Consider the following 26,592-nt stretch of genomic DNA (forward strand, 5'->3'; position numbering starts at 1 on the left):
AAATCCCTACCACATCTCGTTCCTAGTCTCTGACTAGGAATGCAGTTGATGAGGCTCTGCCTCTAATATCATTGAAGGCAGAGCCTTCTAGAATTCATTCCCAGTCAGAGACTGGGAACGAGACGACTTGAGTTCTTTGCGGGATAGATGTTTTACGTTAAGTTGACACCAATAAGCTTTTGCTTTACCCCTACCCACAGAATCAAATTATTAAGCCGTGTTGAGTATAATTGGTAATTGGTAATGGAGAAAAATTCTTGACTCATTCCCTGTTCCCTGTTCCCTGTTCCCTGTTCCCTGTTCCCTAATTAAGAACTGACGTTATTAGGAAAATTTAGATAAAAATGGTTGAAAGCATTATGTTGGCACAATTCCAGAACTTGTACCCCAACGGCAGTATTATCTCAGAACTAATAGAAATTTTTCAAGGGAAATATATCGTCCGTGTCAGTATACAACTCGAAGGCATCACCAAGGCAACGGGTATGGCAGGAGCAGAAACAGTAGAAGCAGCAGAAGACCAAGCTAGAGATAGAGCATTCACAGTTCTAGGCATCAAAAACCTCCCAGTAGAAGCCACAAAATCAGCTTCACCATCAGTAACTCCACCACCAATCAAACCTGCTCTACAGGAATCGCCACCCCTTCCTCCGGTCAGCAACACCAACACTGCAATATATACACCACCCTTTCTAGAAGAGCAAATTGATACTCAAGTTACAAAACCAGAAATATTCCCACATCAAGAACCAGAATCTCGACCCTTAGCAGAAGTCCCTCCGAGTAATGTTACACCGTTCACCCCTCGGAGTTACACACCTTACGAAGATACTGGTGTCCAGTCAGCCATTGGTAAAAACAAAAGACGCAATGAACCAGTCAACTTATCTGATGTTATTGCCCAAACAGACGTAGAAATCGAGCGATTAGGCTGGACACCAGAACAAGGAAAAGATTATCTAGTCAAAACCTACAGCAAACGAGGACGTTCTCTCCTAAGTGAAGAAGAACTACGAAATTTTCTCACTTACCTCAAATCCCAACCAGACCCCATTGCGGGATTTTAGCATCAGGAGTCACCTGAGTTCGGAGTTCGGAGTTCGGAGTCAGGAGTCAGGAGTCAGGAGTCAGAAGTCAGGAGTTAGGAGGAAGTTATCCAATGACCAATGACCAATGACCAATGACCAATGACCAATGACCAATGACCAATGACCAATGACCAATGACCAATGACCAATAACTAAACTAAAGCTACAGGACGACTACCAGCAGCATGACGGTCAATTACTTGGTCAATCAATCCATAGTCCCTAGCTTCAGCAGGAGACATGAAGAAATCACGTTCTGTATCTTCAGAAATTCGCTCAAAAGGTTGCCCAGTATGTTCAGCAAGATATTCATTCAGCCGCTGCTTGTGATACAAAATTTCGCGGGCTTGAATTGCTATATCAGTCGCCTGTCCTTGTGCGCCACCGAGAGGTTGGTGAATCATAATCCGTGAATGGGGTAAACTCATCCGCTTACCCTTTGTACCCGCGCTAAGGAGAAAAGCTCCCATACTTGCGGCTAATCCAGTACAAATTGTACAGACATCGGGGCGGATATGCTTCATTGTATCAAAAATACCCATGCCCGCTGTTACTGAACCACCAGGAGAATTAATGTACATATATATGTCCTTCTCCGCATCCTCAGAATCTAAAAACAACAGTTGGGCAACAATCAAGTTGGCCAGATTGCTATCAACCTGTTCTCCCAAAAAAATAATCCGCTCACGCAACAGCCGTGAATAGATATCAAAGGCACGTTCGCCTCGACCCGATTGTTCAATAACGATAGGAATCATTTAGCGTGTTTTTAGCTATTTTTCATTTATTCTATCGGTGACAAAGGCTAATTGTGTTGAAATTGCCAATTAACATTCAAAGAAACTGGGTAAAGAGAACAGATAGGATTTTTTATGAAGAAATATATCTTACGCAAATATCAGTATTTATACGGTTTCCAGTAATTGAGTACCTGGAGTATTGGAATTGTCTATTTCCGTAAATTTAAAAATAAATTTGTAGTTACAAGACACTTTTTTGAAAAATAACCGTCTCAGTTGTTAGGTACATATAAAGAGAGATCTAGATCACATTCTTTAATAGATTTCTGCGATATTCTCAAGTTATATTCACCGAATTCGATAAACCAATAACACAAAGTGCATTGAGAATAACAATTTCCTATGGAGTCCCATCCATATAAATAAAAAGAGGGTTATTATGCTAGAAAAACTTATACAAGCAGCCTTTATTACATTTTTATTGCAACTTATCGCCGTATTGAGTAATACTACTCCAATACGTCCCAAGGTAGTCTCACCTATTTCAGAAATGTCAGCGCCTATAATTAGTTCGACTTTTCATATTTCGGAGTAAAATGCAAGATATAGGAAACAGAGAACAGGGTCAAATTCTTCCCTGTTCCCTGATTATCAGTCTTTTATTTTTAATTCCTGCTGGCGGTACTAGTCATAACTTTATTTTTGCTGTTTTTGCTAGATTGATTATTTCCACCTGTAATGCTGCGGAAATATAGTCCACCAATACTGGTAAGAAATACTAAATATCCTACAGCTTGAACAATATATATTTTGTCCCTATAACCAAATAATGATTTGAGAATGATACCGGGGAATTGTTCATCAGATAAGATTTTTTCGGTATTCCAAACTATTGGACCTAAGATGCAAGAATGAATTCTGGTAAAGTGTTCATAATAGAAACAAAGATTTTCTGAAGAACGACTACTCAGGGACAGATTGGCTATAGCTTCATCAAAGTGTTGTAACCCGGAGACTACTAAGCCAGAAACAATTAATATTAATAAAACGCCCATGATTTGGAAAAATTGGCGGATATTAATTTTCACACCCCATTTAAATAATAGAACCCCAATAGCTGCGGCTGTTGCTAAACCACCCAGTGCGCCTAAAGTTGGTAATAAACCTTGTTGAAAATTGGCTGCAACAAATAAAACAGTTTCAAATCCCTCGCGGACAATAGCGACTAAAATTAAACTAAAAACTCCCCAAGCAGCATTTGAGTTTTTGCCTAATGCGTCTGTGACTGCTCCCTCAACTTGTGCTTTCATAAATCTGGCTTGTTTTGTCATCCAGATAAGCATCCAACTGAGCATAACTATAGCTAAAACACTAAATATACCTTCTAATGTTGGCTCAACAACGGAGGTATATTGAGGATTAATAGATCCTAAGAATTTAATGATCCCCGTAAATAAAATACCGATTAAGCCACTAACTATAATACCAACAATAACACCAGCATAAACCCAAGGGTTCAATCGAGATTGTTTGGCTTTTTTTAATAATGCGAGGACAATACCCACAACTAGAGCGGCTTCCACACCTTCTCTGAGGGTAATTACAAAAGTAGGTAGAGCGGTACTAAAATTCATTTTATTAGTCAGTTGTTAGTTGTCAGTTGTCAGTTGTCAGTTGTCAGTTGTTAGTTGTCAGTTGTCAGTTGTCAGTTGTTAGAGGATGTTTTAAAAGTGGTATTCCGTAATTTTCATCACATTGCTACCCCCCCTTTCCCCTTGTAAAGGGGGGAAACAATAAAAATCCAGTTCCCTCCCCTTGTAAAGGGGAGGGTTAGGGAGGGGTAAAAAATATTTGATACATCAACCATAACTTTTCAAACACCCTCTTAGTTGTTAGTTGTAGATTTTGCTTCTCGTGATTTATAACGTCTAACGTCTAAGGTCTAACTTCTGACTCCTGACTCCTGACTCCTGCTTTATTAGCTGAAATCGCGTAACATTTTCTTGAGTTCGAGATTGTGCATCTCTTCTTGTCCGATCATACCACGAGTAAATTCTTCTAAATAGATACTGGCATTATTGACGGTTTCTAGAAGAGTTTTGTACATATCCAAAGCTTTCTTTTCATGGGATAAACTTTCTTGTAATATGTCCTTAACATTATGCTTGAAAGTTTCTTCCATTGGAGCAATTCTCAACGTAGGATGCCCTTCTAAGCCTGTGAGAATTTCTCCTACTTGTTGAGCATGAAGTAAAGATTCTGCGGCTTGTGCTTTGAAGAATGCCACAATGGGGATACGATTAGGACCTGTCACCATTAAGGAATAATGGGTGTAACGAACTACCCCTGCTAGTTCAAATTCCATGATGGAGTTGAGAATATCAATGGTCTTTTGGTGGTCGAGTTCTTGCATTAGTTGTTAAGTTGAGCAAAGTTACATGAGGAGAGTTTTTAGATACCAATTATTAGTGAGCAGTTATACTTTTTTCAGGTTTTAAAACCCCAAACTGGTTTCACTTTTGGTTTTTAACTATTTTCTCTCTTATTCACCATTTTAAACGTCTTATTCTGGACTTCCAATGGTGTGAAAATACTAATTTTGTGCTTTAGTGCTGGTTTTTGTTCGCACTTTTTGGGTATTTTCCTCGATGATTTTTACTAGCTTGGTAACATCTTCTGGAGTGCTGACTGCTTGGACTGGAGGGATAGCAGTACGCCAAACTTTCACCAATTCCATAAAAGCTGTATCTATGGCTTTGTGCGACTCAGGATGTTCTTGAGTCATTTGGCTAGAAATACCTTTATATAGTTCTTGAGAGTAGACTATAAAGCCACGAGAATCTTGATACTCAATGGGGGCGGTAATTTTGCCGTTGGCAATTGCTGCGCCATATTCTGAGTTAGCAGCATCTAGTAAACCGTTGATAACTTGGAGAACAAATTCGGGTTTCCTACGTTCTTCGGTTGGTAAAGCGGCGATCGCACTATCCACAGCTTGCACGGAAGTGGTAAAGTTAGTTTTTATTTTGGCATCCTTGGGATTAGATTTAACTAAATCGGTTAAACTGACCAAATTACTTTTAAATTCTTTAACTTTGCGCTCATCTAATTGTTCTTCAATATCAATATAAATCTCTTCTACTGGATGTCCAATATGGGGTTGAGCTTGTTTGGGTTGATTTTGATCTAGTAGTTCTTTGGCTACTAAAAGATGTCCTTTCATTAACCCCAATTTGGTCATGTAGTCAATATCTTTAGCTTCACCTGTAAGTACCACTTCCTCAACTGTCACCATGTCTTTAATTTGGTCAAACTGTGGTTGAGTAATCACTTTTTTACTGACCAAATCCGTTGGATTAGCGTAGGGACGATTAGCTTGGATTTTGTTGGATAAAGCCGGAATTCCTAATGTAGCTTCTAATTTATCTAATTGGGATAAAATTGCATTATTGATATTAATTTTAGCTTTACCACTATGACCGCTATGGGCGCTGGTTTCGGCAACTTGGGCTGTACTTGGTGTTGATTTAACATCTGCTGTGGGTGAGTCGCTGGTACAAGAACTCAGGGAAATCATCGCACAAGCCGCGATAGATAAGAATAAATAACGGAATTTGATCATTTTTACTCCTGGTAAATTGAATAGTTCTAACCAGCTTAAGTAGGTGGGCGGAGGAAAATCAAAATATATTCCGTTTTGTAAAATGGCTGAAACTCAACCACAATAACGCATAAGGGTAGATTTACATATCGTTACACATTTTGGTTATTTTACGTTCACCTACTTAATAGCTTTTTTAATAACCTCTTACTTTTGATCTATCACAAATGAGAGGTTTTATCAAATAATTTATCTAGGATTCTAAATTATTTGCCTATGTACTTATATTATTTTTTACTAAAGAGCGTGTTTTTATGAGCATAATGCAAATTATGCTGATATTCAATCATCTTTTTTTGGGCAACTGGATAATGAATACTAGAAACTGGAATAGTTTGCATGAGTCTTGTAGCTTGTTGCCAAGTATTAACAACTTGTTGCCATTGCTGTAAAGCCCACATTCAGCATGAGTAAATATACTCAAAATATTTTTCCCAGCAGGTTATTTTGTCAAAAAAAGAATTTCATAAAACAGCTAAAACCCAATCATAATAACAACTTCATGCTTTTTGCAATCTAGGTCGGTATTCAATGAATTTAATCTCAAACCAACTAATTTATTGACATTATTCTCAATAAGCTTGATTCTAGCTCTACCTAAAGCTGCGATGGCTACGCCGCGCCGAAGGCATCGCCCTAATATAGAATTGCGTGTAATTGTCTGAAAGCCTTATTATCATTGGGTTATAGATAATTCCGAAAATTCAAAAAATACCTGCGGAATGTGGTTTCTAAAGTTCAAGCCCAGCAAGTACGCACAATTTCTAAACAGCGGATTTTAGGAGATGCTATGGGTAGTTTGAGTACAGAATTGATAGAATTAGTGAATGCTGCGCTCAAATTACATCTCTCTTTAGAGTGAATTACAATTTTGGGAGATTGAAAGAAATATTTCTATCTAAAATCTTAGCTTTGGGCATATCCACCATCCACAACCAATGTCTGACGAGTGATTGCTCTGGAGGTGTCCGAGGCCAGAAACAGATAAGTTCCCACTAATTCATCTGGTGTAAGTTCGATGGGAATCAATTGTTGCTCGTGTAGATTTTTGTGTTTGGCTTCTGGTGTCACCCATTGATCTATCTGTCTTTCGGTCATAATCCAACCTGGTGCTACAGCATTCACCCGGATATGGTGTTTCCCCACTGCCGTCGCCAGACTGCGAACCATACCGATAATTGCTGCCTTAGTTGTGTTGTAGGCAATCATATCTGGTTTAGCAACCCACACTACATGAGAACTAGTCATAATGATGCTACCTCCACCAACAGCGATCATGTCGGGCAAAAGTTCACGGCAAGTCACGAAATAATGCACCACATTTAACTGAAACAAGTCGTTCCACTGGTTCTCTGACATTTCCAATAAGGGATATCTAGGATCATAACCAGCGTTATTAATTAAAACATTCACCACAGGTCTTTCTTTTTTAACCTGTGCCAAGGTTGCAGTTAGTGCTGAGGTATCAGTTAAATCTACAGAATATACATTAACTTTACATCCTAATTGTTCACATTCTGTAGCTATTAATAACCCCTTGTCGTAGTTTATATCTAAAATAGTTACCTCAGCTGACTGTTCTGCAAAGGTTCGAGCTAAAGCTTCTCCAATACCCTGACTACCACCTGTAATCAAAACGTGCTTATTTTTCAAATCGGGATAGATTGGATGCATGATTTTCTCCAGTATTTATCTATTAGAGACGTTACCTATAACATCTCTACAAATGTTTAATTACTCAAATTTAGCTTGGCAAACTCAGGTTATACTAATGCTTGTTTTCTATTAGTCAGCCAGTCTTTGCTAGCTGAGAGATGTAACTTGAGTTCATCCAAGTTGTCTTCTGAATCGGAACCTGGTGTTTGTCGAGGAGCGGCACATTCAAACACAATTGGTCCAGTATATTGAATAGTATCAAGGGCTGCGAAATGCCGCTCAAAGTCAATGTGTCCAAACCCGATACCTTTCCTATTAGAATCAGCTATTTGATAAGCGCTGAGTTGCTCTCCGCATCGTATTATGGCTTTAACTGGATCGTCTTCTTCAAGATTCATGTGAAAAGCGTCTAAAACGATGGTCAGATTCGAGGTATTAATTTGGGCAAGCAGAGAAAGGACATCAGTACTTTTGAGAATGAAACGACATAAATAACGATTCAAAGGTTCAAAGCCTAATTTGAGATTAGCTTGTGAAGCATAAAGAGCAATCTCTCGACATGATTCTACTAAAAGCTCAATCGACCCCGAATAAATACTTCCCATTTGGTTCTGGATGTATTCATGACAGGTAATGACTGGCTGACCCAGTTCAGCGCCGTAATCAATTAACTTTTTGTAGTAATCAATAGCAAATTTTCTAATTTTTTGATCGCTGCTGGCTAAATCTACATTTCCAGGTGTGAGAGAAAAAATTTCTAAACCTTCGTTTGCAAAAATATTTTTGACATCTTTCACCGAAACAGAATCAATATCTACATACAATTCCACTCCATTAAATCCCATTTGAGCAATTATTTCTGCGGTATCAACAAGATTGAGATTACCAAATATCCATGTGGTTACACCAATTTGTCTTTTCATAGTAATCTCACTTTTAATTACAATGTAGAGTTTGTTTTCATCAACATATTTTTGGCTCTATCGAAAACTTAAAAGATTCTCACAGAGCATTTTTTCTTATTTTCTTTTGTTACGGTTTTTAGCAAAAAGCCCACTGAGCAATACCAATGTAGCGATCGCAAAAACGGCACTAGAGTAAAAAACCCCCGGCATTCCCCACAGTCCAAAGGCAACACCTGCCAAAAGAGGTCCCAACGCCTGTCCCAGTGACAATAACGTGGCATTCACCGCCATAAATCCCCCTCGATACTCCTTTGGTGCCAATCCACCCAATAAAGCCTGAGTTGCCGGAAACACCATGCCATGAGCCGCTCCAAATAGCAAACTGGGAATGAATAGCAGCCAGACATTCTGTATAGATGGGGTAATAACTAATGCCAGTGCATAGAGAATAAACGAGACTTTGATCAGTGTTAGCTCTGAAAGCTTTTGGGCAAATAGTCCCAGTTGGGAAGAAACAAAAGCCAGCGAAAGCGCCATACTTGCCAAAATGATGCCAATTACCACATTAGAAGCACCTAAAACATTGCTGGCTAAGATGGGAATGTAGGTGAAGTAGGCGCCGAAAAGGAGAATGAATAAGGCTATTACTGCAAACAGCAGTCCAATCACTTTACGATTGTTGATACTGCGTCCAATATTTTGTAGATAAGCTTTAAGATGAAACTCTTCTTGCTTTGGCAACTTGGGTATTTTTAGAGAAAATAACACCAAAAATGCTACAGGAATAGCCGTCAAAGGTAGGAGAAAAGGATACCGCCATCCTAGTGCTGCCAATCCTCCACTAATTAAGGGATACACTGCTAAACTGATGCCGATCATGCTGCCATTGAATGCCATTGCAGATGTCAGCATTTTGCCCGTATAAAGATCGCTGATGATAGTCAGTGCTAGAGATTCTAAGCTGGCTGCACCGATGCCTTGCAGAAAACGCATCTCCAGCAGGGTGCGAAAATTCGGAGCCACTGCACAGGCAGATCCTGCAATCGCAAACAATAGCAGAGAAGGCACTAAGATTTGTTTCCTCCCAAAGCGATCCGCCAGTACCCCACAGACTGGAGTACCGATTGCGATCGGTAAAACAAAGGCTGATATGACTAATCCAATGCGTTCGGGAGAAATTTTAAAGTCCTCTGCCACGGTTGGTAATACTGGACCTATGCTGCTAGAACCCAAAACTGCCATTAAAGTTACAGCAATAACAATTTGAAGATTTTGGTCTTGATAGAGTTTCTGTGGCGGTTGATCACGATTTGTTGATGTTTTCAATAGTTTGATCTCTCTACGAGTGGTTGATCGAGGGAAGCAGGAGAAAAACTACCCTCTGCTTCAGTAAAGCGATCCCAGAGAGCAAAGGTTTTAGACATTTAAAATGGGTAGCTTATTTGCGATGCACAACAGCTTAGTCGAAACTTGCCTACGTATCTGCTGACAATTGAAGCTAATATTATCAACTAGCTAAAAACTAAATTTGTGCAAACTTTGTTATGATTGACTAATGTATCCAAGCCGATCCCAGCTTGCCAGAGCCGAGATCAGCATCATGATTAGGGTACTTTTGATTCGAGTAGTTAAGGCTTACACATCCAAATAAGATTGTGTTGTGTTCTATACAGCAAATGCGTAAGTCTTAGCACTCTTTCTCTGACGCTCCTGCTGAATGAAATCTTCGACAACTTTTATTACTAATTCTTTGTCAACTGTCACTAAAAAATCTCCTTCAGGGTTATAACATTGACCGATTCCTTCCAATAAAACAAAGCGCAGGGCTGCTCCTGTTTTTTTATTGTCTGCAATCATCGCATCCATGAGTTTTTCAGTTGTGATTGTTTCAGGGAAAGGATTGTTAAACCCTAGTTTCTTTTCAATGACATAGTAATGACGCTCCACATCTTTTTGTGAAATTAATCCAAGTTCTTTGCCAAGATGTGAGGCAATTTTCATGCCATACGAAACTGCTTCTCCGTGAGATATTTTTTCCAACCATTCAATACCATGACCAAATGTATGACCATACTCAAGGGTAATAGCATAACCTTTTTCGCTGGGATCTTGCTGGAGAATTGGTAATTTGGAGAGAATGATTTTATAGGCAATTTCCGTTAATTTTGCGTCCGTAAAATCTAACTCAGGATTGAGGGATTGTTCTAAGTATTCCAAAAAATTTTCATCGGAGATGAACCCATTTTTGATACCTTCAATTATGCCGCTACGTCGAGAAAAAGGAGGTTCTGTTTTGAGATATTTGGTATCTGCCCAGATAAATAAGGGTGCATGGTAGAGACCAAAATGATTCTTACCCGTGCCGCCATTAACCGCCTGTTTATTGCTTAATGTACTGTCAGTTTGACCTGTCATACTTGTAGGGATTTCAACAAAACGAATCCCACGGTAAATTAATCCAGCTGCTAAACCGACAACATTACCAACTGTTCCGCCACCAAATGCTAACAAAATAGATTTTTTGGATGCACCTTTAGCAATTAGCTTTTCGCAGGTTTCTTCCAGAACAGGGAAGTATTTACATTTCTCACCAGCAGGTACAAATTCAACTGAACAAGGATATTTTGCACTTATTTGATCATACAATTCTTTGCCGTAACTCTCAAATAGATGTGGCTCCGTAAAGAAAAATATTTTGTCAAAACTATATTTCTCTAGTTCCGATAAAAAACTTTGATGAATGCCATATCCAAAATAAAATGGGCTGGGTTTTTCTAGATGAGTACTGAGTGTGATGACTTTTCCTGGTACGAAATCGAAGGGTTGATTATGATTCATGTTTTGTTTTTTTGTGATTACTGTTCTCACTTTGCACCTGTAAACTTATTGATAATCTTTCTTATCAACAGCCAATAATATTAGTATCACTTACATGCATATTTCGTCAAGCTAATTGCAAATTATTTTCACTAATTAAATTTTTTCATAACAAATTCGTTTAAACACGCAATAACATTTTTATTATCGCTGAACTGTTGTAACGATAATCCCGATAATGAGGTAGTCTGAAGAAGCTATGAGGGTGAGTAAACTAAACCGTCTAGTTTTAAAGAAAAATTGTAACTGCCCAGGTTAACTGATGTAATCGTCGCCAATTTTCTTCATTTTTTTTACACTCCAATCATTTGGGAATCCTTTTCTGCGATTACTTCAAACTGTCCCATACACCCGCTTTCAGCGATCGCATCTTGATGAGGATGAAACATATATTTACCTGGATAGCGGAAAGCAAACTCTAAAATGTGCCTTTCTGCTACACCCATTGTTAAAACATCGGTTTTCTCGCTGGGGGTCATTGTCATACCGGAACGATAAACATCAAAGAAGTTAGCGTGCAGATGAAACGTCACAGCAGGATCAAATTCAATAATATTCAAAACATAGACCCGAATTAGCTGATTTTGATAAATCTGAATGGGATGGTGCATATAATGATGTGGCACACCATTAAAAGCATAATATTCATTTTTGTTATCATCATTTACATCATACCCAGACATAATTAAAACAATTTCATCTGCTGGTGGGCGAGGCTTAGGCGGGTCAATGATAAACATCCCATATAAACCCTTGGCAATGTGGCGAGTAACCGGGGCGACGTGACAGTGATATAAATGAACACCATAGGGTTCGGCATCAAATTCATATATGGTTGCTCTACCATTACTTACAGGTCTTATTCCATCCATTTCAGCAGGATGAACTCCATGAAAATGTAAAGAATGGGAATGTCCAGCATTATTGAGAAAAAGTATTCTTATTCTTTCTCCTTCTTTAGCCCGGAGTGTCGGTCCTGGAATCCGCCCGTTTAAGTCCCAAATGTTGTAAGAGACAGCACTATTAAGCTGAATGGTGGAAGTACCAGCAGTTAGCTGAAATTCGCGGACTGTGCGCCCATTTTCCTGCTTAATTGTCCCATAATCAAAATCTCGTAATACCTGCATAGGGTTAGTAGCACCATTAGATGCTGCCATTTCCATCGGTGGTACTCTGACACTGGGATGATTTTTGGTATTCAATATCTGCCAAATTGTCGCTGCACTTAGGACTCCAGCGCCGGATAATCCTATTTGCAACAGTTGGCGACGACTCCAAATTTTATCTTTACTGAAAGTAAAGTTGTCAGACATGAGACTAATAGGAATATGCGTATGTGAGAAATTGCGAATAATTTGCAATTAGCTTTATGTATAATATGAAAATTAAGAATCATTGTCAATAACTTGGAAAAATGATTTTCAGGATTCAGATCCCCGACTTCTCTAAGAAGTCGGGGATCTTGCTATAGTAATTTTCAGAAGTATTCCTGATATATTGGTTGATTTACCGTTGACTAGAGAACAGATGATGCTTGCAGCCTAGTAAATGGAATAAGGTGCTAGGATTTTGACAATAGCTGCTGATGTTAACAATATCTTTTTGTCACCAAGTAGCGCAACTATTTATAGGAGTTCACAAATGACTGCTTTTTCTCGGACTTCAGTATTACAAAAAACTGCGGGCATTACCCTTTCTAAGCCTGTACAGGTAAGTCTTTACATGATGTTATCTTCTTTGCTGATTTGGACTGTGTTTTTCTCTACCTATCCACCAGCGCATAACACAGCACACTCAGCGCGTCACCATGCTTTGGGCGTTGCTTGTCATTAAACTATCATAAAGTTTTAAACGTATTGGGCGATTAGAAATCACTTCTACACAAACAAAGTCCACCTGCGTGGACTAAGGAAAAATTAAGGGTTCATCCTGTGTAGCTGCGATTTACAATCGCCCAGATAAATAATAAGTTAGACTCAAATTCATTTGCTAAATCTAAAATATTCGGCGTTGCTGATTAAGAGTATGATTTTATTATGCCTACGGCACGCTGCGCGAACACGCAGAGGCGCTCCAGTCGCAGAGAGTAAGAGTTTCATTTTTTGATTTTTCAATTTCATACCTCAGTTCAGCAACGCCCAGTTAAATTCTAATTTCCTATGAGAAAATATCGTCTGTTTGCTGTTGTTAGTTCTGCTTGTATTTGTTTATCAATTTTATATTCTTTGGTGGGAGTTTCTCAAACGTCCCAATCTCAAGTTTTACTTTCGACAAATCCACCTTTAGAAAAAATTCTGCCTTTTGAAGCTGGTACAGATAGGAAACAATCTCCGGTGACTTTCAAATTACAAGCTGTTGATGCTGGCGGAAAACTGTTAACAAATGCCTTAATTAAATTGCAGATTTCCACACCTCCCCGCAATCCTTTCTTAACTACAGATTTTCCAATTGTTGAGGGAACAGAATTATTAGAACTGGAGGCGGCTGCACCGAATGGTAAATTAGAATTTGAGCAAATGTTACCAATTCGGGGTAATTATCAAATTCAAGTTAATGTTTCTCCTTTAGTTGCTAATGCTTTTGCTAGTTATCAGCAAACTTTGAATTTGAATGTGAGAGAAAATCCTGTTAAATATAAATATTTTGTTGTGCTTGCAGCGATTTTATTATCATTAGGATTGTTAGGCGGTTGGGTAATTGGTGGACAAGAGGAAATCAAAGAGGGGGAAATTGCACCGCAGTCTGTCCGGTTGTTGTTAAGTGCATTAACTGTAGTGGCAATTGTGACGCTATTATTTATTAATATCACGGCGGAAGTTGCGGAGGCTCATGGTGATGCACATTCTCCCAAAAATGAGAAGATTGCCCCATCAATTAGCCAATCTCAGGGCATGGAAGTGAGGATTACAGGGGATAAACTGGCGACTGTGGGGAGATTGGCAAATTTAGCGGTTGAGGTCAAGGATAGCACGACAGGGGCAGCTATTAAGGATGTCGGATTGCGAGTAAAAGCGATCGCATTGGAAGATAATTTAACTGTATTTGCTTATCAGGGATTTCCTAATTCAGAAGGGAGGTTAATATGGCAAGAACAATTTTTTGATGGTTCACCTCATAAGGTAGAGGTAGAAGCTATTTCTTTAGCTGAATCTCAACGTCAATTTCCAGCGGTGAAGGTAGCGCAATCTGTGGAAGTTGAGGGAATTGCACCACCAATGTATATTCGGTTGATTGGGTTATTTTATTTTACGGCTATTGTGGGTATGGGTATGGCGATTGGGTTGTTAATTCAGCATCGGAAAGAATTGCCAGTTAGGGGAAATTAAGTAGATATAAAAGAGTTGAATTAATAGTTAAATTTAACTATAGCGGTTATCTGTTGAGTGACATACCGCTATAATATCCTGTAAATCCTTAAATCCTTATTTAGACAAGAGGTAGCATCTGGGAAACTACAATTTCTAAATCAGGAAAATCTAAAGGAGATATGTTTTGATGTTCTGTGATAATTTCTCGATTTTGATAACCTTCTGTTGTAGGATTTCTAAATACAATTAATTCGCGTTTCACTACATCTAATACCCAATAATCCTTAATTCCTGCTTGAGAATAAGCTTTAGCTTTGATTTCTGTATCTAGTTTTAAACTGCTATCTGCAACTTCGATAATTAAATAAATTTCTGTTGGGGTAGGATGATGATCTGCATAGTCTAGCGGATCTATTTTCACCACAGCAATATCTGGTTCTGGTTCAGACCTTTCATTTAATTTTACAGGGTCTTGAATAGCTATGCAAGCTTTATGACCAATTCTATTTTCCAACAACTTATATGTTCTTCCCACTGCTGAACGGTGGGCTGTTCCTTTAGCAACCATCAAAATTATTTTCCCTTCTAATAATTCTACCCGTTCACTTGGTTCAAATATTCCTGCTTCAGCCATTCTGTGGTATTCATCAACAGTCCACAGCCGCAATTGTAAGGGAGATTCTGTGGTTTGCATAGTTAATTAAGGTAAATATTTATTCACTATTATATGATTATTTGTCTGATAGCGTAGCGTGGCGCAAGCCATATCAGGATATCCAGGATTTCAGGATTTACAGGATTTTTTATGAGATAATAGAAATAAAGACACTGTGAACATACAATGGCTACTCAATTAATGGTTCAACCTTCGTCTTTAATATCTTCTGGTATGAAGATGAGTGAATTTGGTAATATTTATCTATTTAAATTTACCGAGGAACTACAGATACGTTTTGAAGAACTATTAGCAAAGAAAAAATCTGATAAACTGACTTCTGAAGAGGAAGCGGAATATGTAGGTATATCGGAGTTACAGCGAATATTTACCTTAATTAATGCTCAACTAGCGGCTAAAAGTAAATGGTGTCCGAACCAACTCGACGACTTATAAGAAAACGAGCTAAATTCTTATGTGAATATTGCCACTCTCCTGAATACCTGAGTCCCGACCGTTTTACCATTGACCATATTATGCCCCAGTCTTTGGGGGGTTCAGATGAATTGGATAATTTAGCTTTGGCTTGTCATCGCTGTAATGAGCGTCATTATAATTTTATAGTAGCTACTGATCCTAAAACTCAAGAGAAAGTTGCTTTATTTAACCCTCGTCAGCAAGAATGGTCAGAGCATTTTATCTGGACAAAAGATGGTATAAAAATTGTAGGTAGAACGCCTACAGGAAGAGCTACTAGCGATCGCTTTGATTTCAATGATAAACGACGTGATGAGCCTTCTATTCAAGTTGCTCGGCATTTTTGGGTAGAAGCAGGTTGGCATCCACCACTATTAGATCCACGTCAAGAATAAAAATCAATTTCCTTGGATGTTGACTCTGACGGAACAGGAAAGATGACAAGAGGAAAGATTTATAGGCGTTGCTGATTTTAGGGATGAAAATAATTTTGCATACGTTCAAGACTCTTGTAGAGACGTTCCATGGAACGTCTCTACCTCCAAAAATCATACGCCAATTCAGCAACGCCGGATATAGAAGCCGACCGCAGGTATTGCTATTTACACTGTACATGGATCATTACGCTGCACAAGACGTAATAAAATATTCGTATCTACTAAATATTCCATTTTTAATAATGATCCTCATAAATACTCTCACGGCTAACAGCATAATCTGATAGAATAGGCGCATTTGCACCAACAGAAGCTACAAAATCATCAGCTAATTCATCTAAAGTCTTTTCAAATTCTTCCTGAGTTATCAAAAACTCCTCTAAACTTGCTTTACTTTTTCGTTGTGCTTCTTCAATAATTAACTGTTGTAAATATTCACTCGCTGAACTATAACCACCTTCAACAATTTCGTAATCAATAAAACTTTTCAGTGATTCAGGTACAGAAATATTAATATTGGTCATAGTTTTGAACTTAGGTTTCACTAGGTTGCTTGTATATTAACATAGATTATGTTAATAATTGAGATTTAATTAACTAACAGCAAAATCTGTATATTTGCGGACGGAAGGCAATTGAAAACCTAAAACAATATCTTCTTTCGGTACACCTAATTCAACTAATTCATTGGCAATTCCTACCTCTGTACCATCCTGCTGAATCCAAATTTTATCATCAATAATGTCTAGATGTAAAACAGGTCCATAAATACGATTTTGATCACGCCAACCCACATATACTCCATCCATCTTGAAAACTTGGGTTTTCGCCATAGAAAAACTATAGGTTTCAACTTAGACGGGGTTTAAATTAATTGATAATGGTTATTTTCAATATCAAAAATCGTTTGTGCTTGAATGCGTTTATCCCAAACCATACTAGCGTGTTGTTTGAGTAAATTCTGAATATATTGCTGATATTCTTCTAATTTTGCCATTGTGATATTACCTCCTGTTCAATATTATAAACTACTAAACAAAGTTGATTTGTTTTAATAACTGATTGAATAAAAGGCAAGATAAAAAATTCATTGTAAACAGTAATAGGAACTGCTAAATATAAGAGGATGTTTGAAAAGTGGTATTCCGTAATTTTCATCACATTGCTACCCCCCTTAGTCCCCCCTTGTAAAGGGGGGAAACAATAAAAATCCAGTTCCCTCCCCTTTACAAGGGGAGGGTTAGGGTGGGGTAAAAAATATTTGATACATCAACCATAACTTTTCAAACACCCTCTAAAATTCGTTCTGGTTCTTGTTCTTGTAAAGCAAGACGATAAATTATAAATTGTCCTAATGCAGCATAAAGTTCCGTGATTTTTGAAGGATTAAGAAAACTTTTGATTTCTATAGCTATTTTTTGTCCTTCTTTTTCGGCTGCAATAACTTTCTCTGCTCCTAAATCAATATGTAATTCTAATGTTCCCGCTTGCAATGGATAAGGATCATGACTAATAAACCAGCCCTCTTTTTCTAGTGCTGTTTTGACAATGTTATGAAAAGCATCTTTAGCTGGCACGGTGTTAATTCCATTATAACTTGGTTTTACTAAGTTACTTGTATATTAACATTTTAGCGTTACAATAAGTAGGTGAACACAATAAAACCAAACTGTGTAAAGAAATGTAAAATCGCCCAAACCTTCTTCACTCTTGCCTCTTGCCTTTTGCCTTGCCATAACGACAATTTTCAACGCTCACCTACTTAATGATGAATCGAATTTATGGTTAGCTTGTCCTATTTGTAATAGATATAAAAGCGATAAAATAACAAATATTGATTCAGAAACAGGTGAAATAGTTAAATTATTTAACCCGCGTACTCAAATTTAGTCTGAGCATTTTTCCTGGACAAAAGATGGATTGCAAATTGTGGGTAAAACACCAACTGGGAGAGCTACTGTTAAAGCTTTGCATTTAAGTGATGATGCAGATGTTTTAGAAGTTCGCAGTTATTGGGTACTTGCTGGTTGGCATCCTCCAGAAAATTAATAAATTCATAATCATGAACAATTATGAAAATATGTCATAAAGATTTATAAATGTTAACAATTCAAAAAATAAATATATAATTTGACGTATTTTTTATTGAAAAATTATCCTAAATAAAATCCCAAAATATCTACCAATAGGCTATTGTCAGAACAGATAAATTTTAGTTTGCTATTAATTTTGTTAGTCGTTATATTGCTTTTAGCACTGCAAAAAACCACATAAAAGAAATAGGAATTTTCATGCACATACCCGACGGATTTGTTTCTGTACCAGTAGCCGCAGCCACCAGTTTAGCCAGTACAGCCGCCTTATTTGTAGCTTTTGAGCGATCGCAAACAGCCTTTGGCATTCGTCGCGCCCCCATTCTCGGCTTAACCACAGCCTTTATTTTCGCCGCCCAAATGATTAATTTTCCCGTAGCGGGAGGAACTAGCGGCCACTTATTAGGAGGGGCTTTAGCGGCAATTATTTTAGGTAGTCCTTGGGCGGGAATGTTATGTATTGCCACAGTTTTAATTATTCAAGCCGTGTTATTTGCTGATGGTGGAATTACGGCTTTAGGTGCAAATATTTTCAATATGGGAATAGTCGGCGTGTGGGTAGCGTGGGGATTAACCCAAACCTTACAAAGACTATTGGGCGGTTCTCAAAGGCGTTTACCCCTAGCAGCCGGCATAGCGGCCGCAGTTAGCGTAGTTGTCGCCGCAGTAGCTTGTGCTATTGAATTAGCCCTTTCTGGAACAGCGCCAGCCAGCATAGTTTTACCCACCATGGCAGGTGTACATATTTTGATTGGTATTGGAGAAGGATTAATTACCGGGGGTGTATTAACCTATTTAGCCACAGCCCGTCCAGATTTGTTACCAGGTGAAGAACACAAAGTTAGAGGCTGGTTAGTTCCCGTTGTCAGTATTTTGCTGATTTCGGGTGTGTTGTCTCTATTTGCTTCTGCTTGGCCAGATGGTTTGGAAAAAGTAGCAGAAAACGTGGGTTTTATCAACTTAGCTGAACAAGTCAGAGTGGTAGTACCAACACCTTTGGCTGACTATGAGATTAAAGGTTTAGGGCAAATCGGCACAAGTATTGCCGGTTTGGTAGGTTCTACAGCTTGCTTCACTGTGGCTTTTGGAATTGCTAAAGTTATGAAACCTAAGAATGCTTAAAATTTCCTTGCCATTACGCTTGCAATTATCCCTCATTATTGTAATTGGCGCAGCGTTTTTAAAACATCATACTTGGTCTAATTTACTAGTATATGGGGCGATCGCCCTTTTATGGGTTGGCCTATTACAAGTACCCATTCGTAAATTAAGCGGTTTACTTGGTGCAGAATTAATTTTTCTATCATTGATGGCTTTGCCTTTGGGATGGGAAAAAGCCAGTTTTTTACTTGTGCGTTCCCTAATTTGTTTAATTACCATGAATAGTTTTTTATTAACCTTACCCCCCCACAGTTTGGGTATCGCCCTCAAAAGCTTACCAATAGCTGCCCCATTAAAAGAAAACCTGATCTTAGCCGCACAATACTTGGAAATCTTACTTTCAGAAGTAACGCAAATGCAGCGCAGCGCCCAATTACGTGGTTTAAATGGTGCAGCAGGATGGCTGCGTTATGCCAGTGCTTCCATGATTGGGGCGTTGTATCTTCGCACCCTCGACAGAGCGGAAAGAGTTTATGCTGCTATGGTAGCTCGTGGATATAATGGACAATTACCGATAGATTCCCCCCTCAAATCGAAAGAACGTTTTATCTTGTTAATAGCTGGGGTGACAGCTACTTGTTTAACCCTAAGTTCCTACCTTACTGTTATTTGAGTGGTGAATCTTGACATCCTTAACTTCTAATCCCCAAATTTCCCTCTCTCAACCGCATACCAATGTCGTTGAAGTCCAAAATCTGGTATATGCCTATTCGCACCAGCAACCCGTATTACAAGAAATTTCTTTTAGCTTACAAACAGGCGATCGCATCGCCTTAATGGGGGCTACAGGCTCAGGAAAAAGCACCTTATTAGAAAACCTCATCGGCTTAAAACATCCCCAAAGTGGCAGAATCTGGATTAACGGCATCCCCCTATTGCCAACCACCTTACCTCAAATACGCCAACAAATTGGTTTTAGCTTTCAAGATGCTAACGACCAATTATTTATGCCTACAATTCTGGAAGACGTTACTTTCGGACCCCTTAACTATGGTGTTTCACCCATAGCTGCAAAAGATAAAGCCCATCAACTATTAGCCGACTTCGGATTAGAAGCTTACGCCCACCGTTCCGCCCATGAACTTTCTGGAGGACAAAGACGTTTAGCCGCCTTAGCAGCAATTTTAGCCCTAGATCCAGCCATTCTCATCTTAGACGAACCCACCAACGGACTAGACCCAGCATGGCGACGACATTTAGCTCACGTGTTATTAAAATTGCCCGTACAAGTGATGTTAATAGCTTCCCATGATCTCAATTGGCTAGGAAGAGTAACTCAACGGGCTTTAGTCCTATCTACGGGTAAAATCCAAATAGACAGCGACATTCAAACACTGTTGCAAGATGGCAAAACCTTAGATAAATTAGGATTGCCATTAGATTGGTAAACTGCTCAACACAGAAATTCGTAATTGCGAATTAATAATCAATTGGCTTAATATTTAGGGGATTTTATTGCTCTTGGGATTTTAATGTTGTTTTCCCGTCATTCAGTTATTGCTCCTGTTAGCCTGAGCATTGCTTTGTTAATTACTAGTTGCAGCGAGACTAAAATCTCCCAATGTCAGCGATTAGTTACAGTTGTCAATCAGGGTACAGCACTGATTGATATAAAAAAAGGTCAGCAAGTATCAACTAGCTTGCAACTATCCAAAGACTTGAAAAATGTTACTAAGTCTATTCAGGAATTAAATTTAAAAGATCCCAAACTGCAAGAATTTGAAACCAAATTTATCAAAATCTTTGATCATCTTAGTGAAGCCATAGCCAAAGCTTCTCAAGCACTTGGAGAAGCTAAAAAAGCAGAGGCATCATCAGATGGTAGAGCAAAAATTGAAAAAGCCAGAAAAGAAATTGATTCCGCACTAACAACAGCCGCCAAAACTGCCGGGAAAGAATCAGATACTCTAGGTGTTCAATTAAATAAATATTGTAGCCAAGCAGAATCAATTAAAAATTGAGAATTAAAAATTAAAAATTGTAAGAGTTATATCCTTTACTCTTCCTTTTTTAGTTTTTAATCTTGCTAAGACCTACAGACTGTACAAATTAATCATCCACAAAGATAAGGACGAATTTATTCGCATTACGAAAAGCATTAATACATTGTAGTGTGTTTTTGTGTAATATTTAGGCACTTAAGTAGGTGAGCGTTGAAAATTGTCGTTATGGCAAGGCAAAAGGCAAGAGGCAAGAGGCAAGAGGCAAGAGTGAAAAGGGTTTGGGCGATTTTACATTTCTTTACACAGTTTGGTTTTATTGTGTTCACCTACTTACTGTTGAAGTAAAAGCGTGGCAAGCTAGATCGAAAATGAGAATTTAAAAAGAAATGCTAAGTTAATTTAAATATCTGAACACATAAATAAATTTGTATATAGTATAGTAAAATGTAACGGATACGTAAATAACTAAACCCATTAAGTCATGGACATAAGTTTAGAAGGTAGAATTAACAACACCCCTTTAGCTGAGAATAAATGTTTATTGCCATTGTTTGAGTGTGTAGTAAACTCAATTCATTCTATTGAGGATTCAAAAATCAATAATGGATATATTGACATTATTCTTTTAAGGGAAGGTAATCAAACAGAACTCATAGAAGATGGAAATTTATCTCCAATACAAGGTTTTGTTGTTGTAGATAACGGAGTAGGATTTAACTATATTAACTATATGTCTTTTTGTACTTCAGATAGTACATATAAAAAAAGCAGAGGCTCAAAAGGAGTTGGTAGATTTTTATGGCTTAAAGCTTTTACAGAAATACTGATTGAAAGTGTTTTTGAAGAAGAAAATAATTTTTACAAACGTAATATAGAATTTAGCCTTTTTTGCAAAGGAGTTCAAGAAACTTCTAAGCAGAAAATAGAACTAAATAATGAACAAGAATTTTATACAAAAGTTGAACTTAAAAATTTCTTAAACCCATATAAAGGAAAATGCCCTCAAAAATGTGAAACTATAGGCAAGCAAATTCTAGAACACTGTATTTCATACTTTATTTTAGAAACACCACCCAAAATTAGAGTAATTGATGGAAAAAAAGAATTCAACATTAATACATACTTTAATCAAAATTTAGAATCATTCTCGGATAATGATGTAATTAAAATAAAAGAATATACTTTTAATCTTAAAGGAATTAAATATTACAACTCATCCGATTCAAGCCATAAACTTTTTTATTGCGCTAATCATAGAACCGTTATTTCTGAAAATTTACACAACTATATTCCTAATTTAATTGAAAAAAGAAAAATTCGTGACAGAGAAGGAAGGCTTTTTACCTATCTGGCTTTTGTTTCTAGTGACTGTTTAGATCAATATGTTAATCAAGAAAGAACTAATTTTAACCTAATTCATAATCATGAGGGTTTTACAGAAGACATTGGACTTATTGCTTATAAAGAAATACAAAATGAATTAATTTCTGTAATATCTAATAATCTTTCTCCATTTTTACAAGGATTACAGGAAGAGAAACAGAAAGAAATCCAAAAATACATTATAGAAGAAGCTGTAGAATATCGTCCGTTACTAAAATATGCTACAGATAAATTAGAGTCTATAAAACCTGGACTCCCTCCAGAAAAGCTAGAAATAGAACTTCATAAAATAATGTCGAGCTATGAACTATCCCTGAAAGAAACGGGAGTAAAAATATTGAGAACTCCTCTAGAACACTTTGAGAGATTTCCTGAATATAGCAAAGAATATTATGATTTTCTTGAACAGTATAATGATCTAGGGATGTCTAAGTTAGCAAGATATGTTATTCATAGAAAAATCATAATCAGTCTGTTTGAAAAAAACCTAATTGTTGATTCAGATGGAAGATATAGTCTTGAAAAAGATATACATGAAATAATTTTTCCAATGAGGACATCTTCTGATGAAATCAATGTTTTTGAAAAACAAAATCTCTGGATAATAGATGAAAGATTGTCTTATCATGAGTATCTTTCCTCTGATCAATCCTTAAAAAGACTAGAAAATTTAGATTCAGAAAGTAATGATAGACCAGACCTTTTAGTTTTCAACCATCCTATTGCTTTTGTACCAGATGAAGAACAGCCTTATTCTTCCGTTGTAGTAATAGAATTTAAACGCCCAATGAGAGAGGGATATTCTGCATCAGAAGATCCTATTGCTCAAGTTTATTCTTATATACGCCAGGTTAGATCAGGAAAACACAAGAATAAAGATGGTAGATTAATATCCCTTCGTGAAGATACACCTTTCTATGCCTATATTATTTGTGACTTAACAGAAGAAATACAAACTTTTGCTGTTAATTCTTCTCTGACTCCAACACCAGACCTTCAAGGTTTTTTTGGTTTTAACCCTGGATTAAAAACCTATATTGAAGTATTATCATTTAACAAACTTGTTAAAGATGCAAAACAAAGAAATAATATTTTATTTAAAAAATTAGGCATATAATTAATATGGAAATATCGCAATAATTAGCTTTCCAGATTGTGTTTCTTGATTTAATCACAATTATCACAATGTCCACAACGCCAATTAGCAGTTGGTGTTTCAAAGCCAAAGGCATTTAATAAAAATTGCCAACGACACCTTTTATTAGTGAGATATTCACTCATTTGTTTAGTAGCTTGTAATTGTGTTTTTTCTGGATTTCCTGACTGCAAAGACATAGAATAATGAAAAGGATCAAGCCATGCCAATTGTCCATTACTATGCAGAAGAGAAAGTGCCACAGCACTATTCGGAAATTCTTTAATTACAGTATTTATTTCTCCTTGGAGTGGTAATTGTTTGGCTAATTGTTGAGCTTTTTGTTGTTGCAATTTCATTTGTGACTCAAAAAACTTCTGTCTTTGCTTATCCTCAGCATCTAAAAATCCCGTCGGTTCACTTACCAAAGTTAAAACATCAGCAGGTTTGCCATCTCTTCCTGCCCTTCCTATTTCTTGCACATATTCAGATAATAAATGTGGCGCATGAAAGTGAACCACCCAGCGCACATCCGATTTATTTATCCCCATCCCAAAAGCACAAGTACACACAACAAATGGGATTTTTCCACCTAACCAACTAGCTTCAATATTGCGGCGTTCCGTTGGACTCAATCCTGCATGATAACTAGCAGTTTGATAACCATTTTCTGTTAACCATTCCGTTAAATTTTCACTATCTCTTCGAGTCCGTACATAAATTAAACCAACTTGATTTGGTCGTTTTTGAATAAACTTTAATAATTGTTGTTTTCTCCCTTTAGGAGTCCAAGCAATTCGGACAATAGGATTTAAATTTTCCCGATAGGGATTAATCCGAAAAATCTCAGGTTTGTCTAATTTTAAAACTGTAGAAATAATCTTTTGGGCTAAAGGATCAGCCGTTGCCGTAAAAGCTGCTATACTAATTTTTGTTCCTGGTGGTTTTGATTTTAGCAAAGCTTCACGCACAGCCCCTAAACGCCGATAAGCCGGACGAAAAGTATCACCCCACTGCACTAAACAATGGGCTTCATCCAGAATTAAACCATTAATTTGGAGTTGGGGATTACATAACTTTTGCCATACTGCTGGACTGAGTAATGTTTCTGGTGATAAATACAATAATCTTAATTGCTGTTTTTCCAAAGCTTGCAAGGTTGCATTGCGTTGAGATGCAGTTAATTCACTGTGTAAAAGTGCTGCTTTTTGTGATAGTTGCCGTAATTCCGCAACTTGGTTTTCCATTAGTGCCACCAAAGGAGAAACTATTAAAGTCAATCCTGTTTTTAGGAGGGCGGGAAGTTGAAAACAAATTGACTTTCCCCCACCAGTGGGCATAATAATTAGAGCATCTTTTTGTGATATTAAACAGTTAACAATTTCTTTTTGAGGAGGACGAAAATCGTCATATCCCCAAATTGCCTTTAATGCTGCGCGAACATCTTGCCAAGATTGTGTTACAGGGAGATTCATTTTCCTAAAACAAAAGCGAAAAGAATAATAAAGGGAAAATCAAGATAAATATTCATCTTTACTCTTCCCAATCACCAATCACCAATCACCAATCACCAATCACCAATCACCAATTACCAATTACCAATTACCAATTAGTTCTTGATCATTCCATTCCAAAGTATCACCAATGTTTTCCCCATTATGGTAAGCAGCCAGTAATACTTCACAGGTTTTACCATAGGATATCGCACCAGTGGCATCAAGAGCGATCGCTCCAAAATCCCGATTATTCTTCTTTGCTTCTGTAAATGATCGCTGCATAGCCTCCTGTAGTGACATTCCATCAGTAACGCGCACCACAACCTTAGCCGCTAAACACTCATCAATAATATCTTCCCCAATCCCCGTACAACTCACCGCCGCCTGACTAGTCGCATAATTACCCGCTGGCATAGCTGAATCACTAACTCGCCCAATGCGTTCAAAGCCTTTACCTCCAGTAGAAGTACCAGCAGCTAATTTACCATAGCCATCTAAAGCCACAACACCAATAGTTCCCCTACCAGCACTTTCTGCCATTTCTGGTTCTGCTACTACCCCAGCCATGGTTCTTTTAAAGTTATCCTGGCGTTCTAGAGTCCACTCTTTCAAGCGCAAATCAGTTAAACCATTATAAATAGGCAGTTGTAACTCCCGCGCCAACTCAGCCGCACCATAATCGGATAAAACCCGATCATCAGCATCTTGTAAAAACAGCGCCATTTCAATCGGATTCTTCACCCGTGACACATTAATCACACCACTAAAGCGCCCTGTTGTCCCATCCATAATGGAAGCACTCATGCGGATTTGTCCATCAGATTGGAGGACAGAACCAGTACCAGCATTAAAGCGGGGTTCATCTTCCAACATCTGACAACCCCGAACTACAGCCTCAGTCGCACTTGCACCCGTCAGCAAAAGAGCATAAACTTCCGCAACAATCTGAGACAGAGAGTTGCGGACTGCTATTAATCCCCCCTTACCTTGGAGAGAACTACCAGCGCCACCATGAATAATTAATTTAGGTTGCATTTGTAAAATCATTTATTTTCTTCGTAGGGGCGCAGGGCCTGCGCCCATATATTTATTGGTTGGTCTAACTCTCATTTTTAGCCTGAGAACGACGACGACGGCAACGTTCTGAACAATATTTCACTTCATCCCAACAATCTTGCCATTTTTTCCGCCAAGTAAACGGACGTTGACATACTACACAGATTTTTTCCGGTAAATCAGATTTAGAACAAGTAGGACGCATAACGTAACAATAACGTAACAATAAACACGAAAAACATCATCTATCAAAAAATACATCTAAAGACGGATGACAAGGATTTTTTAATACTTGTGCTGTCTACAATTAACCAAGCAAAATTAATTACATAGGTTTTCCCAGATTCTACGATAATTTGCAGAAAACAGAATTTCAAGTCTGAAATTTCTGAAAAGGAGAAAATAAAAATGAAAATAGTTAATCGTTCTTGTCCAGTTTGCGGTTCAAAGGATCAGTCTAAGGAACTTCCAAGAAAAAAATTATCCCAATAAATGAACAAAAGAACCACAGAGGCACAGAG

Annotated in this window: 27 protein-coding genes and 2 pseudogenes; 11 read left to right on the plus strand and 18 right to left on the minus strand. The window is 37.7% G+C overall.

Annotation, left to right across the window (positions count from 1 at the left end; translation table 11 throughout):
* Positions 1 to 359 precede the first annotated feature (359 nt).
* On the plus strand, positions 360 to 1,067 hold the full coding sequence (locus tag AA650_RS01065) for a hypothetical protein (protein ID WP_053541150.1): 708 nt from the start codon (positions 360 to 362) through the stop codon (positions 1,065 to 1,067).
* A gap of 173 nt (positions 1,068 to 1,240) precedes the next feature.
* Here AA650_RS01065 and clpP read toward each other — a convergent pair whose 3' ends face one another.
* From clpP to AA650_RS27455, 5 genes are all read right to left on the minus strand, one after another.
* A complete protein-coding gene (gene clpP, locus AA650_RS01070) occupies positions 1,241 to 1,846 on the minus strand; it encodes an ATP-dependent Clp endopeptidase proteolytic subunit ClpP (protein WP_027403550.1) in 606 nt (201 codons plus the stop codon).
* 647 nt (positions 1,847 to 2,493) lie between these two features.
* Entirely contained in the window at positions 2,494 to 3,462 is a 969-nt protein-coding gene (locus tag AA650_RS01075; RefSeq protein ID WP_053537626.1) for an FTR1 family iron permease, read from the minus strand.
* Between the two features lie 344 nt (positions 3,463 to 3,806).
* Complete coding sequence (locus AA650_RS01080; protein WP_027403547.1) at positions 3,807 to 4,241, minus strand: ferritin-like domain-containing protein; 435 nt, start codon at positions 4,239 to 4,241, stop codon at positions 3,807 to 3,809.
* A gap of 180 nt (positions 4,242 to 4,421) precedes the next feature.
* Positions 4,422 to 5,450 carry a ComEA family DNA-binding protein gene (locus AA650_RS01085; protein WP_053537627.1) on the minus strand — a complete coding sequence of 343 codons (1,029 nt, stop codon included), beginning with the start codon at positions 5,448 to 5,450 and terminating at the stop codon, positions 4,422 to 4,424.
* A gap of 266 nt (positions 5,451 to 5,716) precedes the next feature.
* Positions 5,717 to 5,890 (minus strand): hypothetical protein, encoded by a 174-nt coding sequence (locus AA650_RS27455; RefSeq protein ID WP_199924358.1) that lies wholly within the window; start codon positions 5,888 to 5,890, stop codon positions 5,717 to 5,719.
* A gap of 323 nt (positions 5,891 to 6,213) precedes the next feature.
* Between AA650_RS27455 and AA650_RS01090 the strand changes: the two genes are divergently transcribed.
* Positions 6,214 to 6,351 carry a type II toxin-antitoxin system PemK/MazF family toxin gene (locus tag AA650_RS01090; RefSeq protein WP_234413266.1) on the plus strand — a complete coding sequence of 46 codons (138 nt, stop codon included), beginning with the start codon at positions 6,214 to 6,216 and terminating at the stop codon, positions 6,349 to 6,351.
* Between the two features lie 44 nt (positions 6,352 to 6,395).
* Here the strand turns inward: AA650_RS01090 and AA650_RS01095 are convergent, their stop codons facing one another.
* The 5 genes from AA650_RS01095 to AA650_RS01115 form a co-directional block, all read right to left on the minus strand.
* Positions 6,396 to 7,163: an SDR family NAD(P)-dependent oxidoreductase gene (locus tag AA650_RS01095; RefSeq protein ID WP_053537628.1), complete on the minus strand. Its 768-nt coding sequence runs from the start codon at positions 7,161 to 7,163 to the stop codon at positions 6,396 to 6,398.
* 89 nt (positions 7,164 to 7,252) lie between these two features.
* Positions 7,253 to 8,068, minus strand: coding sequence for a sugar phosphate isomerase/epimerase family protein (locus AA650_RS01100; protein WP_053537629.1), 816 nt, complete (start codon positions 8,066 to 8,068; stop codon positions 7,253 to 7,255).
* A 96-nt stretch (positions 8,069 to 8,164) separates the two neighbouring features.
* Positions 8,165 to 9,376 carry an MFS transporter gene (locus AA650_RS01105; RefSeq protein ID WP_233455451.1) on the minus strand — a complete coding sequence of 404 codons (1,212 nt, stop codon included), beginning with the start codon at positions 9,374 to 9,376 and terminating at the stop codon, positions 8,165 to 8,167.
* 339 nt (positions 9,377 to 9,715) lie between these two features.
* Positions 9,716 to 10,888, minus strand: a complete 1,173-nt coding sequence (locus AA650_RS01110) for a 2-deoxy-scyllo-inosose synthase (RefSeq protein ID WP_053537631.1) — start codon at positions 10,886 to 10,888, stop codon at positions 9,716 to 9,718.
* A 332-nt stretch (positions 10,889 to 11,220) separates the two neighbouring features.
* Positions 11,221 to 12,240, minus strand: a complete 1,020-nt coding sequence (locus tag AA650_RS01115; protein WP_053537632.1) for a multicopper oxidase domain-containing protein — start codon at positions 12,238 to 12,240, stop codon at positions 11,221 to 11,223.
* Positions 12,241 to 12,568: 328 nt separating this feature from the next.
* On the opposite strand from AA650_RS01115, the gene AA650_RS25915 reads away from it, so the two are divergent.
* Together AA650_RS25915 and AA650_RS01120 are read left to right on the plus strand one after the other, a co-directional pair.
* Positions 12,569 to 12,760: a CbtB domain-containing protein gene (locus AA650_RS25915; protein WP_071992818.1), complete on the plus strand. Its 192-nt coding sequence runs from the start codon at positions 12,569 to 12,571 to the stop codon at positions 12,758 to 12,760.
* Positions 12,761 to 13,086: 326 nt separating this feature from the next.
* Positions 13,087 to 14,253, plus strand: coding sequence for a hypothetical protein (locus AA650_RS01120; protein WP_053537633.1), 1,167 nt, complete (start codon positions 13,087 to 13,089; stop codon positions 14,251 to 14,253).
* Positions 14,254 to 14,353: 100 nt separating this feature from the next.
* Here the strand turns inward: AA650_RS01120 and AA650_RS01125 are convergent, their stop codons facing one another.
* Positions 14,354 to 14,929, minus strand: a complete 576-nt coding sequence (locus AA650_RS01125) for a Uma2 family endonuclease (RefSeq protein ID WP_053537634.1) — start codon at positions 14,927 to 14,929, stop codon at positions 14,354 to 14,356.
* A gap of 147 nt (positions 14,930 to 15,076) precedes the next feature.
* On the opposite strand from AA650_RS01125, the gene AA650_RS01130 reads away from it, so the two are divergent.
* Both AA650_RS01130 and AA650_RS01135 read left to right on the plus strand, forming a co-directional pair.
* Entirely contained in the window at positions 15,077 to 15,346 is a 270-nt protein-coding gene (locus tag AA650_RS01130; protein ID WP_027403169.1) for a hypothetical protein, read from the plus strand.
* The gene (locus AA650_RS01135; RefSeq protein ID WP_053537635.1) at positions 15,316 to 15,762 is read left to right on the plus strand and encodes an HNH endonuclease; all 447 of its coding nucleotides are present in this window, start codon (positions 15,316 to 15,318) and stop codon (positions 15,760 to 15,762) included. Before AA650_RS01130 ends, AA650_RS01135 begins: the two co-directional genes overlap by 31 nt.
* Positions 15,763 to 16,040: 278 nt before the next feature.
* Here AA650_RS01135 and AA650_RS01140 read toward each other — a convergent pair whose 3' ends face one another.
* From AA650_RS01140 to AA650_RS01150, 4 genes and pseudogenes are all read right to left on the minus strand, one after another.
* Positions 16,041 to 16,328 carry a type II toxin-antitoxin system ParD family antitoxin gene (locus AA650_RS01140; protein ID WP_053537636.1) on the minus strand — a complete coding sequence of 96 codons (288 nt, stop codon included), beginning with the start codon at positions 16,326 to 16,328 and terminating at the stop codon, positions 16,041 to 16,043.
* A 69-nt stretch (positions 16,329 to 16,397) separates the two neighbouring features.
* Positions 16,398 to 16,801 (minus strand): annotated as a pseudogene (locus AA650_RS28540) (XisI protein).
* Complete coding sequence (locus tag AA650_RS25930) at positions 16,789 to 16,962, minus strand: element excision factor XisH family protein (RefSeq protein WP_081424106.1); 174 nt, start codon at positions 16,960 to 16,962, stop codon at positions 16,789 to 16,791. The pseudogene AA650_RS28540 and the gene AA650_RS25930 overlap by 13 nt, the downstream one beginning before the upstream one ends.
* A 137-nt stretch (positions 16,963 to 17,099) precedes the next feature.
* A pseudogene (locus AA650_RS01150) lies at positions 17,100 to 17,381 on the minus strand (element excision factor XisH family protein); the annotation flags it as partial.
* Positions 17,382 to 18,095: 714 nt separating this feature from the next.
* On the opposite strand from AA650_RS01150, the gene AA650_RS01160 reads away from it, so the two are divergent.
* The 5 genes from AA650_RS01160 (at position 18,096) to AA650_RS01180 (ending at position 23,501) form a co-directional block, all read left to right on the plus strand.
* Positions 18,096 to 19,019, plus strand: coding sequence for an energy-coupling factor ABC transporter permease (locus AA650_RS01160; protein ID WP_039200050.1), 924 nt, complete (start codon positions 18,096 to 18,098; stop codon positions 19,017 to 19,019).
* Positions 19,012 to 19,671 carry an energy-coupling factor transporter transmembrane component T family protein gene (locus AA650_RS01165; protein WP_053537637.1) on the plus strand — a complete coding sequence of 220 codons (660 nt, stop codon included), beginning with the start codon at positions 19,012 to 19,014 and terminating at the stop codon, positions 19,669 to 19,671. The genes AA650_RS01160 and AA650_RS01165 overlap by 8 nt, the downstream gene beginning before the upstream one ends.
* Before the next feature lie 10 nt (positions 19,672 to 19,681).
* Positions 19,682 to 20,446 carry an energy-coupling factor ABC transporter ATP-binding protein gene (locus tag AA650_RS01170; RefSeq protein WP_039200054.1) on the plus strand — a complete coding sequence of 255 codons (765 nt, stop codon included), beginning with the start codon at positions 19,682 to 19,684 and terminating at the stop codon, positions 20,444 to 20,446.
* A gap of 84 nt (positions 20,447 to 20,530) precedes the next feature.
* Positions 20,531 to 21,019 (plus strand): hypothetical protein, encoded by a 489-nt coding sequence (locus AA650_RS01175; RefSeq protein WP_053537638.1) that lies wholly within the window; start codon positions 20,531 to 20,533, stop codon positions 21,017 to 21,019.
* A 463-nt stretch (positions 21,020 to 21,482) separates the two neighbouring features.
* Positions 21,483 to 23,501 (plus strand): hypothetical protein, encoded by a 2,019-nt coding sequence (locus tag AA650_RS01180; protein ID WP_053537639.1) that lies wholly within the window; start codon positions 21,483 to 21,485, stop codon positions 23,499 to 23,501.
* Positions 23,502 to 23,551: 50 nt separating this feature from the next.
* Here AA650_RS01180 and AA650_RS01185 read toward each other — a convergent pair whose 3' ends face one another.
* From AA650_RS01185 to AA650_RS25935, 3 genes are all read right to left on the minus strand, one after another.
* Positions 23,552 to 24,994, minus strand: coding sequence for a RecQ family ATP-dependent DNA helicase (locus AA650_RS01185; protein ID WP_053537640.1), 1,443 nt, complete (start codon positions 24,992 to 24,994; stop codon positions 23,552 to 23,554).
* 120 nt (positions 24,995 to 25,114) lie between these two features.
* Complete coding sequence (locus tag AA650_RS01190) at positions 25,115 to 26,062, minus strand: isoaspartyl peptidase/L-asparaginase (RefSeq protein ID WP_053537641.1); 948 nt, start codon at positions 26,060 to 26,062, stop codon at positions 25,115 to 25,117.
* Positions 26,063 to 26,114: 52 nt separating this feature from the next.
* Entirely contained in the window at positions 26,115 to 26,276 is a 162-nt protein-coding gene (locus AA650_RS25935) for a DUF2256 domain-containing protein (protein ID WP_071992819.1), read from the minus strand.
* Between the last annotated feature and the right edge of the window lie 316 nt (positions 26,277 to 26,592).

Source organism: Anabaena sp. WA102, from assembly GCF_001277295.1.
In the GTDB taxonomy this organism is placed as follows: Bacteria; Cyanobacteriota; Cyanobacteriia; order Cyanobacteriales; family Nostocaceae; genus Dolichospermum; species Dolichospermum heterosporum.

What these genes read in the sequence shown, in the direction of transcription:
- AA650_RS01080 (WP_027403547.1), bottom strand. Translation starts at nt 4,241, where the DNA reads ATGCAAGAACTCGACCACCAAAAGACCATTGATATTCTCAACTCCATC.
- AA650_RS01165 (WP_053537637.1), top strand. Translation starts at nt 19,012, where the DNA reads ATGCTTAAAATTTCCTTGCCATTACGCTTGCAATTATCCCTCATTATT.
- AA650_RS01160 (WP_039200050.1), top strand. Translation starts at nt 18,096, where the DNA reads ATGCACATACCCGACGGATTTGTTTCTGTACCAGTAGCCGCAGCCACC.
- AA650_RS01115 (WP_053537632.1), bottom strand. Translation starts at nt 12,240, where the DNA reads ATGTCTGACAACTTTACTTTCAGTAAAGATAAAATTTGGAGTCGTCGC.
- AA650_RS01185 (WP_053537640.1), bottom strand. Translation starts at nt 24,994, where the DNA reads ATGAATCTCCCTGTAACACAATCTTGGCAAGATGTTCGCGCAGCATTA.
- AA650_RS25915 (WP_071992818.1), top strand. Translation starts at nt 12,569, where the DNA reads ATGACTGCTTTTTCTCGGACTTCAGTATTACAAAAAACTGCGGGCATT.
- AA650_RS01100 (WP_053537629.1), bottom strand. Translation starts at nt 8,068, where the DNA reads ATGAAAAGACAAATTGGTGTAACCACATGGATATTTGGTAATCTCAAT.
- AA650_RS25930 (WP_081424106.1), bottom strand. Translation starts at nt 16,962, where the DNA reads ATGAAAATTACGGAATACCACTTTTCAAACATCCTCTTATATTTAGCA.
- AA650_RS01075 (WP_053537626.1), bottom strand. Translation starts at nt 3,462, where the DNA reads ATGAATTTTAGTACCGCTCTACCTACTTTTGTAATTACCCTCAGAGAA.
- AA650_RS01130 (WP_027403169.1), top strand. Translation starts at nt 15,077, where the DNA reads ATGGCTACTCAATTAATGGTTCAACCTTCGTCTTTAATATCTTCTGGT.
- AA650_RS01140 (WP_053537636.1), bottom strand. Translation starts at nt 16,328, where the DNA reads ATGACCAATATTAATATTTCTGTACCTGAATCACTGAAAAGTTTTATT.
- AA650_RS01125 (WP_053537634.1), bottom strand. Translation starts at nt 14,929, where the DNA reads ATGCAAACCACAGAATCTCCCTTACAATTGCGGCTGTGGACTGTTGAT.
- AA650_RS01065 (WP_053541150.1), top strand. Translation starts at nt 360, where the DNA reads ATGTTGGCACAATTCCAGAACTTGTACCCCAACGGCAGTATTATCTCA.
- AA650_RS01085 (WP_053537627.1), bottom strand. Translation starts at nt 5,450, where the DNA reads ATGATCAAATTCCGTTATTTATTCTTATCTATCGCGGCTTGTGCGATG.
- AA650_RS01175 (WP_053537638.1), top strand. Translation starts at nt 20,531, where the DNA reads ATGTTGTTTTCCCGTCATTCAGTTATTGCTCCTGTTAGCCTGAGCATT.
- AA650_RS25935 (WP_071992819.1), bottom strand. Translation starts at nt 26,276, where the DNA reads ATGCGTCCTACTTGTTCTAAATCTGATTTACCGGAAAAAATCTGTGTA.
- AA650_RS01120 (WP_053537633.1), top strand. Translation starts at nt 13,087, where the DNA reads ATGAGAAAATATCGTCTGTTTGCTGTTGTTAGTTCTGCTTGTATTTGT.
- clpP (WP_027403550.1), bottom strand. Translation starts at nt 1,846, where the DNA reads ATGATTCCTATCGTTATTGAACAATCGGGTCGAGGCGAACGTGCCTTT.
- AA650_RS27455 (WP_199924358.1), bottom strand. Translation starts at nt 5,890, where the DNA reads ATGTGGGCTTTACAGCAATGGCAACAAGTTGTTAATACTTGGCAACAA.
- AA650_RS01095 (WP_053537628.1), bottom strand. Translation starts at nt 7,163, where the DNA reads ATGCATCCAATCTATCCCGATTTGAAAAATAAGCACGTTTTGATTACA.
- AA650_RS01180 (WP_053537639.1), top strand. Translation starts at nt 21,483, where the DNA reads ATGGACATAAGTTTAGAAGGTAGAATTAACAACACCCCTTTAGCTGAG.
- AA650_RS01135 (WP_053537635.1), top strand. Translation starts at nt 15,316, where the DNA reads ATGGTGTCCGAACCAACTCGACGACTTATAAGAAAACGAGCTAAATTC.
- AA650_RS01110 (WP_053537631.1), bottom strand. Translation starts at nt 10,888, where the DNA reads ATGAATCATAATCAACCCTTCGATTTCGTACCAGGAAAAGTCATCACA.
- AA650_RS01190 (WP_053537641.1), bottom strand. Translation starts at nt 26,062, where the DNA reads ATGATTTTACAAATGCAACCTAAATTAATTATTCATGGTGGCGCTGGT.